Here is a 12844-nt window from a genome sequence, read left to right as displayed (position 1 = left end):
GGCCGGTGACCGCGCGGCCGGGTGTCGGACCCTGCCGTAGTGTGCGCCGCGTCTACGTCCCCGGGAGATCCACATGTCCGTGCAGGCTCGACTCCACGCCACCGTCCCCGCCCTCCGGTCAGCCGACCGCACTCGGGAACGGCGCCTGGGCGACACCGTCCGAGTCCGGCGACGCCCTGCACGTCTGGGCTGTCGGGGCGCTAGAACCACTCCAGTGACTGGCCGTGCGGTCCCGTGAAGGCCAGCGGCTGTTCGTCGAGGGCCAGGGCGAACACCGCCCGGTCCTGCGGTGCGGGGCGTGGGAGGCGGGACGCCACGGACGGCAGGACGCTCGTGGCCTCGTTCGAGATCCAGCGGGCGGGGAGGCCGCGCATCGTCTCGGTGAAGGCCTCCCGGGCCTCCGGCGGCAGATAGAACAGGACCGCGCTGTGGAAGACCACGGGGGTGGCGCCCTGCGGGGCCTGGGAGACCAGCTCGCGGACCGTCTCGTTGAGGTCGCCGCGGACGAGGTGCGGCGGCTCCGCGCGCGCGATGCGCACGGCGTTCCGCAACCGGTCCGCGCGGTCCGTCTGTTCGGGCCAGACCAAGGACTCCAGCCACCGCATGTCGTCGGCGTCACGGACGTCGAGGGGGTTGAGGTCGATCCCGGCGCGCCACACGACCTCGGGCAGCCGTTCGGGCAGCGGTACGGGGCCGGACGTGCGGCAGGTCAGGGTGACCGGGCTGTCGGCCGGGCCGAAGGCGGCGCCGTCGTCGTACCGGTACCGGTACCGGTCCGGGTACAGACACAGGCCGGCCGAGGCACCGACCTCGATCAGGGCGAGCGGCTGCGGCAGCGCCGCGAGCAGCGGGAGCAGGGTGGCGCAGCGGCCGGCCTCGTTCGTCTGCGTACGGCGTCCCAGCATCGTCGTCCGCACCCGGTCCCAGGAGGCGACGACCCAGGCCGTGAACTCCTCCGGGTCCCGCAGGGGCCCGTCGAGGTGGCGCACCGCGGCCAGGAGCAGGTTCGGCTGCCGCTTCGGCTCGGGCAGCTGCTCGATGAGGGCGATCAGCTTCTCGTCCGCCGCCACGCGGACGGCCAGCTCCTCGTAGCGGGCGGAGTGCCCGTGGGCCTCCCGCTCCGCGAAACGTCGGTACAGGTCTGCGGTGTCCATGGACGTGATCTTGGTCGAACAGCCGCCACGGGAAACGACGTACGGCCCGACTGTCTCGAAGCTCACAGCGGCCGAACCTCAAATGAAGCTCTGAACGTCCCCCTCCTGGGGTTCGAACGTTTCCACCTGGGCCATCAGGTGGGGGACTGAGTACCGAAGGAGGGGGACATGACGGAACTCGGCATCGGCATCGGGTGGCGTCCTGAGATCGCCGAGGCGGTGGAGGCGCTGCCCGGAGTCGACTGGGTGGAGGTCGTCGCGGAGAACATCTGCGCGGACCATCTGCCCGACTCCCTGACCCGGCTGCGCGAGCGCGGCGTGACGGTCGTCCCGCACGGCGTCTCGCTCGGGCTCGGCGGCGCGGACCGGCCGGACCCGGCGCGGCTCGCGGCGCTCGGGGAGAAGGCGGTGGCCCTGGGGGCGCCGCTGGTCACGGAGCACATCGCGTTCGTACGGGCCGGGGGGCCGCTCACCGCGACCCCGCTGCTCGAAGCGGGGCACCTGCTGCCGGTGCCCCGGACCCGGGACGCGCTCGACGTGCTCTGCGAGAACGTGCGCATCGCACAGGACGCGCTGCCCGTGCCGCTCGCCCTGGAGAACATCGCGGCCCTGATCGCCTGGCCGGGCGAGGAGATGACGGAGGGCCAGTTCCTGGCGGAGCTGGTGGAGCGTACGGGGGTACGGCTCCTCATCGACGTCGCCAACCTGCACACCAACCACGTCAACCGCGGCGAGGACCCGGCCCGGGCCCTGTCCGAGCTGCCGGTCGAGGCGATCGCGTACGTGCACGTGGCGGGCGGGGTCGAGCGGGACGGCGTCTGGCACGACACCCACGCCCACCCGGTGCCGAAGCCGGTCCTCGACATCCTGGCGGACCTCGCGTCCCGGGTGTCTCCGCCGGGGGTGCTGCTGGAGCGGGACGACGACTTCCCGCCGACGGAGGAGCTCGCGCGGGAGTTGGCGGCGATCTCTGCTGTGGGCGTGCGTGCCGCCGGGGCGGAACTGGTCGGCGCAGCCCACCAGCACGGCGCCCTTCCGCAGGTGCCCGCCCCCCGACGGGCCCCGCTGCTGATCGGCGCCGGGGCGCGCGTCTCGGGAGGCCCCATGCCGGGCGCGGCCCCCGTCGTCGAGGACCCCGCACCGGCAGACGGCGCCCGTCAGCGCCTCGCCGTGTCCCAGGCCTCCCTCCTGTCCGCGCTCGTCGCCGGCACCCCCGTCCCCGAAGGCTTCGACACCCGGCGGATCGCGGTCCAGAGCCGCGCCCTCGCCGCCAAGCGGGCCGGGGTCGTCGCGAAGGTCGCGCCGGAGCTTCCGGAGATCCTCGGCAAGGGCTACCGGCCCGCGTTCCTCGCGTACGCCAGGTCCCGTCCGATGACCGGCGGCTACCGCCGGGACGCCCTCGACTTCGTCGAGCACCTGCTGCTCGCCGGCCGCCCGGAGGACCCGGCGGCACGGCAGCGGCTCACGGAGTGGTGGCAGGACCGTTCCGGCAGCCGCCCGCCGGGCCGTGCCGCCCGTCTCGTACGGGCCGCCCGTCACGTCCTCGTACGGAGATGACCATGGACTTCCTCATCGCCCTCGTCTACCTGGCGGGCGTCGTCGGCATCGCCCTCGTCATCACCCGGGTCGTCCGGACGCGCGGCGGTACCGGCGGGCCCGTCCACGACCGGTACGAGGTCGCCTTCCTCAACGGCGGCCCGGCCCGCGTCGTCGACACCGCCCTCGCCGCCCTCCAGGCGGACGGCAGGCTCGCGATCGGCGGCCCCGGCATCGTCGCGGTCGTCCGCCCCACCGCGCACGACCCCGTGGAGCGGGCCGTGCTCCAGGAGCACGCCGCCGCCCCGCACGGGGCCCTGCACCACCTGCGGCTCGGCGTGATGCGGCACCCGGCGGTCCAGGAGATCGGAGACGCCCTCGCGGCGCGCGGCCTCGTCGTCGCCCCGGCGACGCGGCGGACCACGGCACGCTGGTGCGGCGCCCTCGTCCTGGCGGCCTTCGCTCTCTTCCCCGTCTCGATCGTCCTCACGGTGATCGACCTCGCCGACTCCCCCGAGTTCCGGCTGCCGTTCGTCTTCAAGGTGGCGCCGATGCTGTTCGTCGCCTTCATCACCGGCATCGTCTGCGGGTCGATCGCCGCCCGGCAGGTCACCCCGGCAGGTCGCCGTGCGCTCTTCGAGTACGGGCGGGAGCACGGCCACCTCGCGGACCCCGGCCATCTCGTGGCCGTGCACGGACTGCGGGCACTGCCGGACCCGGTGCTCCGGGAGCAGCTCGTCGCCGCCGCCCGGTTCTACGCGCCGCCGCGGAGGAACCGGCGCGGCCGGAGGCCCTCGCCGACGCACTTCTCGTCCTCGGACCCGGCCGTCCTCGGTGCGGCCACCGAGTGGTGCGCGACCAACAGCTCCTGCGGGGGCGGGGGAGGAAGCAGTTCCTGCTCGGGCGGCGGCTCGTCCTGCTCGTCCGGGTCCTGTTCCTCGGGCTCCTGCTCGTCCGGTTCCTCGTGCTCCAGCTCCAGCTGCGGCGGTTCGAGTTCCAGCTGCGGCAGCTCCAGCTCGTGTTCGAGTTCCAGCTCCAGCAGCTCGTGTTCCAGCTCCAGCAGCTGAGCGGCCATTCGGGTGGCGATCGCGCCCGTCCTCCCGTAGAACCGGGGCATGATCTGGGTTCCGCTCCTCCTGGTGGCGTTCGTCGTGGCCGGTGTCGGCTGCGTGCGGGTGTGCCGTGCCTCGCTCGCCGCCGCCCGGCCCCACGGGACGGCCGAGGGGACGGATGTCGGGGAGACGGATGCCGAGGGGACGGGTGAACTCACCGTGTGCGAGGCGGCCTACCTCGCCGGCGGGCCGTTCCGGGTCACCGATCTGACCCTGGTGTCGATGCACCGGGCGCGGCGGCTGCTGCTCGCGCACACCGGCTGGGCGACGGTCGTGGACGCCACGGCCGCCGGGGACGAGCTGGAGCGCGCGGTGCTCGGTGCCATCGGGCCCGGCGGGCAGTCGCCGATTCCCGCCGTGCGTCCGGTGGTCGCCGCCGCCGACTCCGTACGCCTCCTCGCGGAGGGTCTCGTGGCCCGGGGGCTCGCCGTGTCCGAGGAGGCGCGCCGGGAGATGGCCGCCGGGGTGCGGACGGTACGGGCGGGGTTCCTGCTGACGCTGGTGCTCGGGACGGTCGCGGTGCTGCTCGTGCCAGGGGACGAGCGGGCCCCGGTCATCGCCGGTTTCGCGATGCCGCTGGTCGGGGCGGGGCTCTGCCTGCTGATCGGGGGGATCGAGGTGTATCCGTACACCCGCTGGGCGTCCCCGGCCGGGCAGCGGCTGCTCTCGGGGCTGTCGTCGGCCGATCCGCGCACCGATCCGCTCACGGCTCTCGCGACGCGCGGTCCTTCCGTACTGGAGCCGGAGCTCCGCGCTGCCCTACGGCCGTAGAAGTCCCGGAAATGACGCCGGTGCGGCGCGCGTGAAGCGCGCCGCACCCGGAGCCGGACCCGGTGTCGCTGGAGCGGCGGGCAGTGGCTCTGCCGCCGTCTGATCTTCCGGGTCAAGGGGTGGCGCGCCCGGCCGGGAGCCGGGCGCGCCACCAGGTTTTCGTACGGCCGTCAGGCCAGGCCCGCCACCAGGTCGGCGACGCTCTTGCGGCGACCGGTGAAGAAGGGGACCTCTTCGCGGACGTGCATCCGGGCCTCGGAGGCGCGCAGGTGGCGCATGAGGTCGACGATGCGGTGCAGCTCGTCGGCCTCGAAGGCGAGGAGCCACTCGTAGTCGCCGAGCGAGAAGGAGGCGACCGTGTTGGCGCGGACGTCGGGGAAGCCGCGGGCCATCTTGCCGTGGTCGGCGAGCATGCGGCGACGGTCCTCGTCCGGCAGCAGGTACCAGTCGTAGGAGCGCACGAAGGGGTACACCGAGACGTAGTCGCGCGGGTTCTCGTCGGCCAGGAAGGCCGGGATGTGCGACTTGTTGAACTCGGCGGGGCGGTGCAGCGCCATGTTCGACCAGACGGGCTCCAGAGCGCGGCCCAGCTTGGTGCGGCGGAAGAGGTTGTACGCCTCCTGGAGCTCGTCGCTCGTCTCGGCGTGCCACCAGATCATGACGTCGGCGTCGGCGCGCAGACCGGACAGGTCGTACGTGCCGCGGATCGTGATGTCCTTGGCCGCGAGCTGGTCGAACAGCTCCTGGACCTCGTCGGCGTAGCCGCCGCGGTCCTCGGGGAGAACGTCGCGCAGCTTGAAGACGGACCACAGGGTGTAGCGGATGACCTCGTTGAGGTCCTTCGCCTTCTTACCGGCGTTCGGGATCTTTTCGGGCGCACTCATACGCCTATTCTCGCCCGTCACGAGGAGTGCCCCGCACCGGGGTGCCCCGTTCCCGACGTGGCGATGATCTCGTCGGCCGCGCGGTGGGCCGAGGCGATGCAGGCGGGGATGCCGACGCCGTCGTACGCGGCGCCCGCGAGCCGCAGTCCGGGGAGGGCGGCGACGGCCGCGCGGACGCGGGCGACGCGGGCGAGGTGGCCGACGGGGTACTGGGGCAGGCCGCCGATCCAGCGGGTGACCGTGGACGCGACCGGGCGGGCGGCGAGGCCGGTGGCGGCGGCGAGGTCCTTGAGGGAGGCGTCGACGAGGTCGGAGTCCTCGCGGTGGACCTGCTCCTCCTCGCCGTGGCGGCCGACGGAGGTGCGGAGCACGAACAGGTCGGGGGCGGCGTCGGCGACCCACTGCCACTTCCGGGCGGAGAAGGTGGAGGCCTTGATGGTGTGGCCGTCGACGGGCGGGACGAGGAAGCCGGAGCCTTCCAGGGCGGGCATGTCGGAGCGGCGGAAGGCGAGGGTGATCAGGGCCATGGAGGCGTAGTCGATCGCGTCGAGCTCGGCGGCGGCGTCCGGGGCGTGGCCGCCGAGGAGTCCGGCGGCGATGCCGGCGGGGGTGGCGAGGACGACGGCGTCGGCGTCGAAGGTCCGGTCCCGGGTCACGACCTGCCAGCCGGTGGTGCCGGTGCGGAGGAGCGCGTTCACGGGGGTGCCGGTGTGGATCTCGCCGCCGGCAGCGCGGACCGCGTCGGCGACGGCGACGGGGAGAGTGCCGATGCCGCCCTCGATGCCGGCGAAGACGGAGCCGCCGAGGCCGGTGGCGGCGCCCGCCGCGTCGGCGGGGACGGCGGCGCCGGCCCGCTGGACGGCGTGGACGGCGGCGGTGAGCGTGGGGTGGACGCGGGCGGCCTCGAAGAGGGCGGGGACGGCGGCCTTCATCGAGATGCGGTGGGCGTCACCGGCGTACACCCCGCCGAGGAGGGGTTCGACGAGCCGGTCGACGACCTCGTGGCCCATGCGCGCGGCGACGTACGCGCCGATGGCGATGTCCTCGCCGATCTCGGTCGGCGGCAGCTCCAGGTCGCCGCCGATGCGGCGCACGCCCTCGGCGGAGAGCAGCCCCCCGACGGCGGCGGGGTCGCCGGGGACGCCCATGACGTGCCCCTTGGGCATGGGGACGAGCTCGCCACGGGACCAGACGGACGCGGTGGTCGTCGCGGGGGCCTGGAGCCGGTCGCCGAGACCGACGGCCCGGGCGAGGGCGACGGCCTCGGGGCGGCGGGCGAGCAGCGACTCGGCGCCGAGGTCGACGGGCGCGCCCGCGATCTCCCCGGCGAGGAGCTTGCCGCCGAGCCGGGCGTCCGCTTCGAGGAGGGTCACCCGGTGGCCGGCGAGGGCCAACCGGTGGGCGGCCGCGAGCCCGGCGATCCCGCCTCCGGCGACGACGACGTGAGGCCCGGCGTGCGGCCCGGCACGATGCCCGGCGTGGTGTCCCGTGGTGTCCGCGTTCATGGCACCACTCTCTCAAATCGCCCGCCCGCGCCCGTTCCGAGGCCTGACCGTGACCGCATCGCTACCGCCGGAGGGCAACCCGTACGGCGTGCCCGTACGTCCAACGGGCACTACTCACCACCACCCTGGGGGAACCTCGTGCGGACAGCAAGAACGAGAACGGCGGCCGCGGTCCTGCTGACGGCCTCACTGGTCCTGACCGGCTGCGGGGCGGGCGCCACGGAGTCCGCCTCGGACGGCAAGGGCGGCGGCATGGCGGCGGCGAAGCCCGCGGACGGGGCGGCCGAGGGAGCGGCGGACAGCGCCTCGGGCGCCGCGGGGAAGCCTGCGTCGAAGGCGCCGGCACAGCAGCACGTCATCCGTACCGCCGAGCTCTCCGTCGAGGTGAAGGACGCGGCGAAGGCCCTGGTCACGGCCCGTCGGGTGGCGACGGACGCGGGCGGGCACGTGGAGAACGAGACGACGGAGCGGGTCGACGGCACGCACCTCGGCTCGCAGATCGTGCTGCGGGTGCCGCAGGAGCGGTACGACTCCGTCCTCACCGAGCTCGCGGGCGCGGGGAAGCTGCTCGACCGCCGGGCGTCCGCCAAGGACGTCACCGACCAGGTGGTGGACGTGGAGAGCCGGATCGCCACCCAGCGGGCGAGCGTGGCGCGGGTGCGGGCGCTGATGGACCGGGCGGAGAAGCTGTCCGACGTGGTGACCCTGGAGGGCGAGCTGAGCCGCCGCCAGGCGGACCTGGAGGCACTGCTCGCCCAGCGGGCCTCGTTGAAGGACCGCACGACGATGGCGACGATCACGCTCCGGCTCTCCGAGCCCGAGGAACCGTCGGCGGAGGAGCGGGAGGAGGGCCGCCCCGGCTTCGGGGACGCCCTGAGCGGCGGCTGGAACGCGCTGGTGGGCGCGGCCGCCTGGGTCGGGATCGTCCTGACCGCGCTGGCCCCGTGGCTCGCGGTCGCGCTGATCCTCTTCGTCCTGTGGCGCCGTCTCGTCCGTCCGCGCCTCGCGGCCCGCACCCGGCCGGCGGGCGCCGTCCCGGGCCTGCCGGACACCCCGCGGAACGCCGCGGGGGCGCCTGTGGTTCCGGCACCCCAGGAGAGTCCCGAGAAGTAGGTTCGTCCCATGAGTCTCATGAGCGAACGACTGGTGGTCATCGGTGGCGACGCGGCGGGCATGTCCGCCGCGTCGCAGGCGCGCAGGCTCAGGTCCCCCGGGGAGCTGGAGATCGTCGCCTTCGAGCGTGGGCACTTCTCCTCGTACTCGGCCTGCGGCATCCCGTACTGGGTGGGCGGGGACGTGGCCTCGCGCGGGGAGCTGATCGCGCGCTCCCCCGAGGAGCACCGGGCCCGTGACATCGATCTGCGGACGCGGACCGAGGTGACGGAGATCGACGTCCCGGGGCAGCGGGTCCGCTCGCGGGACCTGGAGGCGGGTACGGAGGCGTGGACGGGCTTCGACAAGCTGGTGATCGCGACCGGGGCCCGGCCGCTGCGCCCGCCGCTGCCGGGGATCGACGCGCCGGGGGTGCACGGGGTGCAGACCCTCGACGACGGCCAGGCGCTGCTCGACTCGCTGTCCGGTACGCCGGGGCGGCGGGCGGTCGTCGTCGGCGCCGGGTACATCGGGGTGGAGATGGCGGAGGCCCTGCTGAACCGGGGCTACGAGGTGACGGTCCTGACCCGGGGCGAGCAGCCGATGGCGACCCTCGATCCGGACATGGGGCGGCTCGTGCACCGGGCGATGGACGGGCTCGGGATCAGGACGGTCGTCTCGGCGCCGGTGACGAAGATCCTGACCGGCTCGGACGGCCGGGTGCGGGCGGTGGCGACGGACGCGGACGAGTACCCGGCGGACGTGGTGGTCCTCGGCACCGGCGTGGTGCCGGAGACCTCGCTCGCGCGGGCGGCGGGGCTGCCGCTCGGGACGTACGGCGGGCTGCTCACCGATCTGGCGATGCGGGTCAGGGGCCACGAGAACATCTGGGCCGGCGGTGACTGCGTGGAGGTCCTGGACCTGGTCTCGGGCCGGGAGCGGCACGTGCCCCTCGGCACGCACGCGAACAAGCACGGCCAGGTCATCGGCTCGAACGTGGGCGGCGGTTACTCGACCTTCCCGGGCGTGGTGGGCACGGCGGTGTCGAAGGTGTGCGACCTGGAGATCGCGCGGACGGGCCTGCGGGAGAAGGACGCCCGGGAGGTGGGGCTGCGGTTCGTGACGGTGACGGTCGAGTCGTCGAGCCGGGCGGGCTACTACCCGGGGGCCGCGCCGATGACGGTGAAGATGCTGGCCGAGAAGCGCACGGGCCGGCTGCTCGGGGTGCAGATCGTGGGCCGGGAGGGCGCGGCGAAGCGGGTGGACATCGCGGCGGTGGCGCTGACGGCGGGGATGACGGTGGAGGGGATGACGGCCCTGGACCTGGGGTACGCGCCGCCGTTCTCGCCGGTGTGGGATCCGGTGCTCGTCGCGGCGCGCAAGGCGGTGGCGGCCGTTCGGGCGGCGGAATGACCCGAGCGGCGGATCACCCCTGGTGACGGCTTGCGATCAACTCATCACCATAGGTAACTGATCACATGATCAGAAACGCCGCGCGAGCGCTCTGCGCCGCCTCTCTCATCGTGACCCCGCTCGTCCTGAGCACGCCCGCCCACGCCGCGGTCGGGTGCCAGGTGAACGGCGTCCCCGCCCCCGGCCCCAACATCACCGGAACGTCGGGCTCCGACTACATCACGTGCACGTCCATCAACTCGATGGACACGATCAGCGGCCTGGGCGGCAACGACTACATCAGCGTCGGCACGTCCAGCGGCCAGGTGCTCGGCGGCGACGGCAGCGACTACATCAGGGTCGGCACGGTCGCCGCCGGCCAGGTCAACGGCGGACTCGGCAACGACTACATCCGCGTCGACACGAACAACGCCACCGTCAGCGGCGGCCTCGGCACCGACTACTGCCGGGTGGGGACCGGCAACCCGCCCATCAGCTGCGAGGTCTGAGCCCCCACCGCACGCGGGCGGCCGTCGGTCAGACGGCCGTCCGCGTGTGCACGTACTCGACGAGGCGGGACAGGGCGTCCGGGTCCATGGCCGGCATGACGCCGTGGCCCAGGTTGAAGACGTGCCCCTCCAGGTCCTTCGCGGCGGCCAGGACCTCGTCGGTCTTGGCCTCCACGACCTCGGTCGAGGCGAAGAGCACGGCCGGGTCCAGGTTGCCCTGGAGGGCCTTGCCGGGGCCGACGCGGCGGGCGGCCTCGTCGAGCGGGACGCGCCAGTCGACGCCGACGACGTCCGCGCCGGCCTCGCCCATCAGGCCGAGGAGCTCGCCCGTACCGACACCGAAGTGGATGCGCGGGACGCCGTAGCCGGCGACCGCGTCGAAGACCTTGGTGGAGGCCGGCATCACCGAGCGGCGGTAGTCGGCCGGGGCGAGCGCGCCGACCCAGGAGTCGAAGAGCTGCACGGCGGAGGCGCCGGCCTCGATCTGGACCTTGAGGAAGGCCGAGGTGATCTCGGCGAGGCGGTCGAGCAGGTCGGCCCAGAGCTGCGGGTCGCCGTACATGAGCGCCTTGGTGTGCTCGTGGCTGCGCGAGGGGCCGCCCTCGACGAGGTAGCTCGCGAGGGTGAAAGGCGCGCCGGCGAAGCCGATGAGCGGGGTGTCGCCGAGCTCCTCGGTGAGCATCCCGATGGCCTCGGTGACGTAGTGGACGTCCTCGGGGGTCAGGTCGCGCAGCCGGTCCAGGTCGGCGCGGGTGCGGATCGGGTCGGCGACGACCGGGCCGACGCCGGGCTTGATGTCGAGGTCGAGGCCGATGGCCTTGAGCGGGACGACGATGTCGCTGAAGTAGATGGCGGCGTCGACCTTGTGGCGCCGGACCGGCTGGAGCGTGATCTCGGTGACCAGCTCGGGCCGCATGCACGACTCGAGCATGGGGATGCCCTCGCGGACCTTCAGGTACTCGGGGAGGGAACGCCCGGCCTGTCGCATGAACCAGACGGGGGTGTGGGGCACCGGCTCGCGCCTGCACGCCTTGAGGAACGCGGAGTCGTACGTCCGCGACTGCTGCTTCGTCTGCTGGCCCTGCGGGCGGTCAATGGCACTCACGCCCAGAATCTTCGCATGTGGCGGGAAGCCGCTCGTCCGGGCCGGGTGTCCTCCCTGCACGGAGGCCCCGTTCCGCCTACTCTTCCCCGCATGGCTGCGGCTCAGGGACATTTTTCCGATCATTCCGACGGCGATCGAGGGACGGACGAAACGGCGGACAGTACGGAGGCGAATCCGGTTCCGCCCGCGTTCCGGCGGGCGGTGGAGGCCTTGCGGTCGGCGAGGCTGCGGTCCGAGATCGAGATCGACCCGACCAGGCCGCCGCAGCGGCTCGCCCCGTACGCGTACGCGGTGGAGGCGGCCGTCGTGGAGGGCGAGGAGGACCTGGCGGACGGGCGGCTCGTGCTGCTGCACGACCCGGACGGACACGAGGCCTGGAAGGGCACGTTCCGCCTGGTGACCCTGATCCGGGCGGAGCTGGAGCCCGAGATGGCGGCGGACCCGCTGCTGCCCGAGGTGTGCTGGTCCTGGCTGACCGGGGCCATGGAGGCGCGGGGGCTCTCGTACGGGGAGGCCGGCGGGACCGTGACGATGGCGGGCTCGCACTACTTCGGCGGCCTCGCGGACCGCAGACCGGCGACCCAGATCGAGATCCGGGCGTCCTGGACCCCGCGCGAGGGCCTGGGCGGGGTGCCGGACACGGGGGCGCACCTGGCGGCCTGGTGCGACCTGCTCTGCCAGATCGCGGGACTGCCGCCCGCGCCGGCGGATCCGGGGGCCGGGACGGTGACGGGCGCGGGGGTCGTCTCGCTGCCGCAGCGGCGGGGGCCGCAGGGGGCCTGAGAGACGGGGCCACGGGGGGCCTGAGAGACGGAACCGGACGGGGCCGCAGGGGGCCTGGGGCTCCGGCTCCGGGCGTCCCTCGTGGGGGTGAAGGGGCGGGGCCCGCTCGTAGGATGATCGATCACGCGTCCGAATTGCCCTAATTGTTACTCACCAAATCGTGATCTTTCCCTAAAGGCGGGCGGCCCAGCTGCCGAAGGAGTCAGTGACCCCTTCACAGCACGGGTTCGCCCCCGGCTTCTTCCCCGAGCCGGCTCCGTCCCGCACCCTTCCCCCCCAGGAGGCCTGGTGTCCGTTCTCCTCGAGCAGCCCGCAAGCCTGGTCGCCTACCGCCCGAACAAGCCGACGGCCATGGTCGTCGTGGCCGATCCGCGCGTCCGTTCCACCGTGACCCGCCACCTGTGGGCCCTCGGAGTACGCGACGTGATCGAGGCTTCGTCCATCGCGGAGGCCCGTCCCCGCGTCGGCAACCCGCGCGACATCTGCGTGGCCGACGTCCACCTGCCCGACGGCAGCGGCCTGACCCTGCTGTCCGAGACCCGCGCCGCGGGCTGGCCCAACGGCCTCGCCCTCTCGGCCGCCGATGACATCGGCGCCGTGCGCAACGCCCTGGCGGGCGGCGTGAAGGGCTACGTCGTCACCGGCACCCGGACCAACATCGGCCACCCGACCCGTCCCGGCGCCGCCCCCATCGGCGCCGCGGCGGCCCGCCTCGGCCACCGCCGCCCCCCGGGTGCCCCGAGCCACCCGGGCGGCTACCGCGAGCTCTCCGGCCGTGAGGTCGAGGTGCTGCGGCTCGTCGCGGAGGGCCAGTCGAACAAGGCGATCGGCGTCTCCATGGGGCTGTCCGCCCTCACCGTCAAGAGCCACCTCGCCCGCATCGCCCGCAAGCTGGGCACCGGCGACCGCGCCGGCATGGTCGCGGTGGCCCTGCGGACGGGCATCATCCACTGACGGCCGGTGGACACGGGTGCGCGCCTGTCGACGGAACGTTCCGTCGA

The 12844-nt window shown here is 73.8% G+C and carries 12 protein-coding genes; 8 read left to right on the top strand and 4 right to left on the bottom strand.

All coding sequences use genetic code 11. The features are described from left to right. Positions 1–200 precede the first annotated feature (200 nt). Positions 201–1154: a DUF2332 domain-containing protein gene (locus SVTN_RS29225; RefSeq protein ID WP_041134350.1), complete on the bottom strand. Its 954-nt coding sequence runs from the start codon at positions 1152–1154 to the stop codon at positions 201–203. 168 nt (positions 1155–1322) lie between these two features. Between SVTN_RS29225 and SVTN_RS29220 the strand changes: the two genes are divergently transcribed. From SVTN_RS29220 to SVTN_RS29210, 3 genes are read left to right on the top strand one after another with little or no spacing between them, the layout of a single operon-like run. Continuing rightward, positions 1323–2711 (top strand): MbnB/TglH/ChrH family RiPP precursor modification enzyme, encoded by a 1389-nt coding sequence (locus SVTN_RS29220; protein WP_041131779.1) that lies wholly within the window; start codon positions 1323–1325, stop codon positions 2709–2711. A gap of 2 nt (positions 2712–2713) precedes the next feature. Then, positions 2714–3757: a TIGR04222 domain-containing membrane protein gene (locus SVTN_RS29215; RefSeq protein ID WP_078908543.1), complete on the top strand. Its 1044-nt coding sequence runs from the start codon at positions 2714–2716 to the stop codon at positions 3755–3757. A 48-nt stretch (positions 3758–3805) separates the two neighbouring features. Then, positions 3806–4573 carry a TIGR04222 domain-containing membrane protein gene (locus tag SVTN_RS29210; RefSeq protein ID WP_041131777.1) on the top strand — a complete coding sequence of 256 codons (768 nt, stop codon included), beginning with the start codon at positions 3806–3808 and terminating at the stop codon, positions 4571–4573. A gap of 170 nt (positions 4574–4743) precedes the next feature. Here the strand turns inward: SVTN_RS29210 and hemQ are convergent, their stop codons facing one another. Both hemQ and hemG read right to left on the bottom strand, forming a co-directional pair. After that, complete coding sequence (gene hemQ / locus SVTN_RS29205) at positions 4744–5457, bottom strand: hydrogen peroxide-dependent heme synthase (RefSeq protein WP_041131776.1); 714 nt, start codon at positions 5455–5457, stop codon at positions 4744–4746. 17 nt (positions 5458–5474) lie between these two features. Then, positions 5475–6962, bottom strand: a complete 1488-nt coding sequence (gene hemG, locus SVTN_RS29200) for a protoporphyrinogen oxidase (RefSeq protein ID WP_041131775.1) — start codon at positions 6960–6962, stop codon at positions 5475–5477. Positions 6963–7100: 138 nt separating this feature from the next. Between hemG and SVTN_RS29195 the strand changes: the two genes are divergently transcribed. The 3 genes from SVTN_RS29195 to SVTN_RS29185 all read left to right on the top strand — a co-directional run bounded on the left by SVTN_RS29195 (position 7101) and on the right by SVTN_RS29185 (position 9955). Continuing rightward, positions 7101–8075: a DUF4349 domain-containing protein gene (locus SVTN_RS29195; protein WP_041131774.1), complete on the top strand. Its 975-nt coding sequence runs from the start codon at positions 7101–7103 to the stop codon at positions 8073–8075. Between the two features lie 18 nt (positions 8076–8093). After that, positions 8094–9467 (top strand): FAD-dependent oxidoreductase, encoded by a 1374-nt coding sequence (locus tag SVTN_RS29190; RefSeq protein WP_041131773.1) that lies wholly within the window; start codon positions 8094–8096, stop codon positions 9465–9467. Between the two features lie 65 nt (positions 9468–9532). Continuing rightward, positions 9533–9955, top strand: coding sequence for a calcium-binding protein (locus SVTN_RS29185; RefSeq protein WP_041131772.1), 423 nt, complete (start codon positions 9533–9535; stop codon positions 9953–9955). 28 nt (positions 9956–9983) lie between these two features. Here SVTN_RS29185 and hemE read toward each other — a convergent pair whose 3' ends face one another. After that, entirely contained in the window at positions 9984–11060 is a 1077-nt protein-coding gene (gene hemE / locus SVTN_RS29180) for a uroporphyrinogen decarboxylase (protein ID WP_041131771.1), read from the bottom strand. Between the two features lie 90 nt (positions 11061–11150). Between hemE and SVTN_RS29175 the strand changes: the two genes are divergently transcribed. Further along, entirely contained in the window at positions 11151–11843 is a 693-nt protein-coding gene (locus SVTN_RS29175) for a DUF3000 domain-containing protein (RefSeq protein ID WP_041131770.1), read from the top strand. Positions 11844–12131: 288 nt separating this feature from the next. Next, positions 12132–12797 carry a response regulator transcription factor gene (locus tag SVTN_RS29170; RefSeq protein WP_015037008.1) on the top strand — a complete coding sequence of 222 codons (666 nt, stop codon included), beginning with the start codon at positions 12132–12134 and terminating at the stop codon, positions 12795–12797. Positions 12798–12844: the final 47 nt, after the last annotated feature.

Origin of the sequence: Streptomyces vietnamensis, from assembly GCF_000830005.1 — a bacterium.
Classification (GTDB): Bacteria; Actinomycetota; Actinomycetes; order Streptomycetales; family Streptomycetaceae; genus Streptomyces; species Streptomyces vietnamensis.
The sequence above is the reverse complement of the archived record's forward strand: the minus strand, read 5'-3'. Positions and strand labels throughout refer to the sequence as shown.

What these genes read in the sequence shown, in the direction of transcription:
- SVTN_RS29225 (WP_041134350.1), bottom strand. Translation starts at nt 1,154, where the DNA reads ATGGACACCGCAGACCTGTACCGACGTTTCGCGGAGCGGGAGGCCCAC.
- SVTN_RS29220 (WP_041131779.1), top strand. Translation starts at nt 1,323, where the DNA reads ATGACGGAACTCGGCATCGGCATCGGGTGGCGTCCTGAGATCGCCGAG.
- SVTN_RS29215 (WP_078908543.1), top strand. Translation starts at nt 2,714, where the DNA reads ATGGACTTCCTCATCGCCCTCGTCTACCTGGCGGGCGTCGTCGGCATC.
- SVTN_RS29210 (WP_041131777.1), top strand. Translation starts at nt 3,806, where the DNA reads ATGATCTGGGTTCCGCTCCTCCTGGTGGCGTTCGTCGTGGCCGGTGTC.
- hemQ (WP_041131776.1), bottom strand. Translation starts at nt 5,457, where the DNA reads ATGAGTGCGCCCGAAAAGATCCCGAACGCCGGTAAGAAGGCGAAGGAC.
- hemG (WP_041131775.1), bottom strand. Translation starts at nt 6,962, where the DNA reads ATGAACGCGGACACCACGGGACACCACGCCGGGCATCGTGCCGGGCCG.
- SVTN_RS29190 (WP_041131773.1), top strand. Translation starts at nt 8,094, where the DNA reads ATGAGCGAACGACTGGTGGTCATCGGTGGCGACGCGGCGGGCATGTCC.
- SVTN_RS29185 (WP_041131772.1), top strand. Translation starts at nt 9,533, where the DNA reads ATGATCAGAAACGCCGCGCGAGCGCTCTGCGCCGCCTCTCTCATCGTG.
- SVTN_RS29175 (WP_041131770.1), top strand. Translation starts at nt 11,151, where the DNA reads ATGGCTGCGGCTCAGGGACATTTTTCCGATCATTCCGACGGCGATCGA.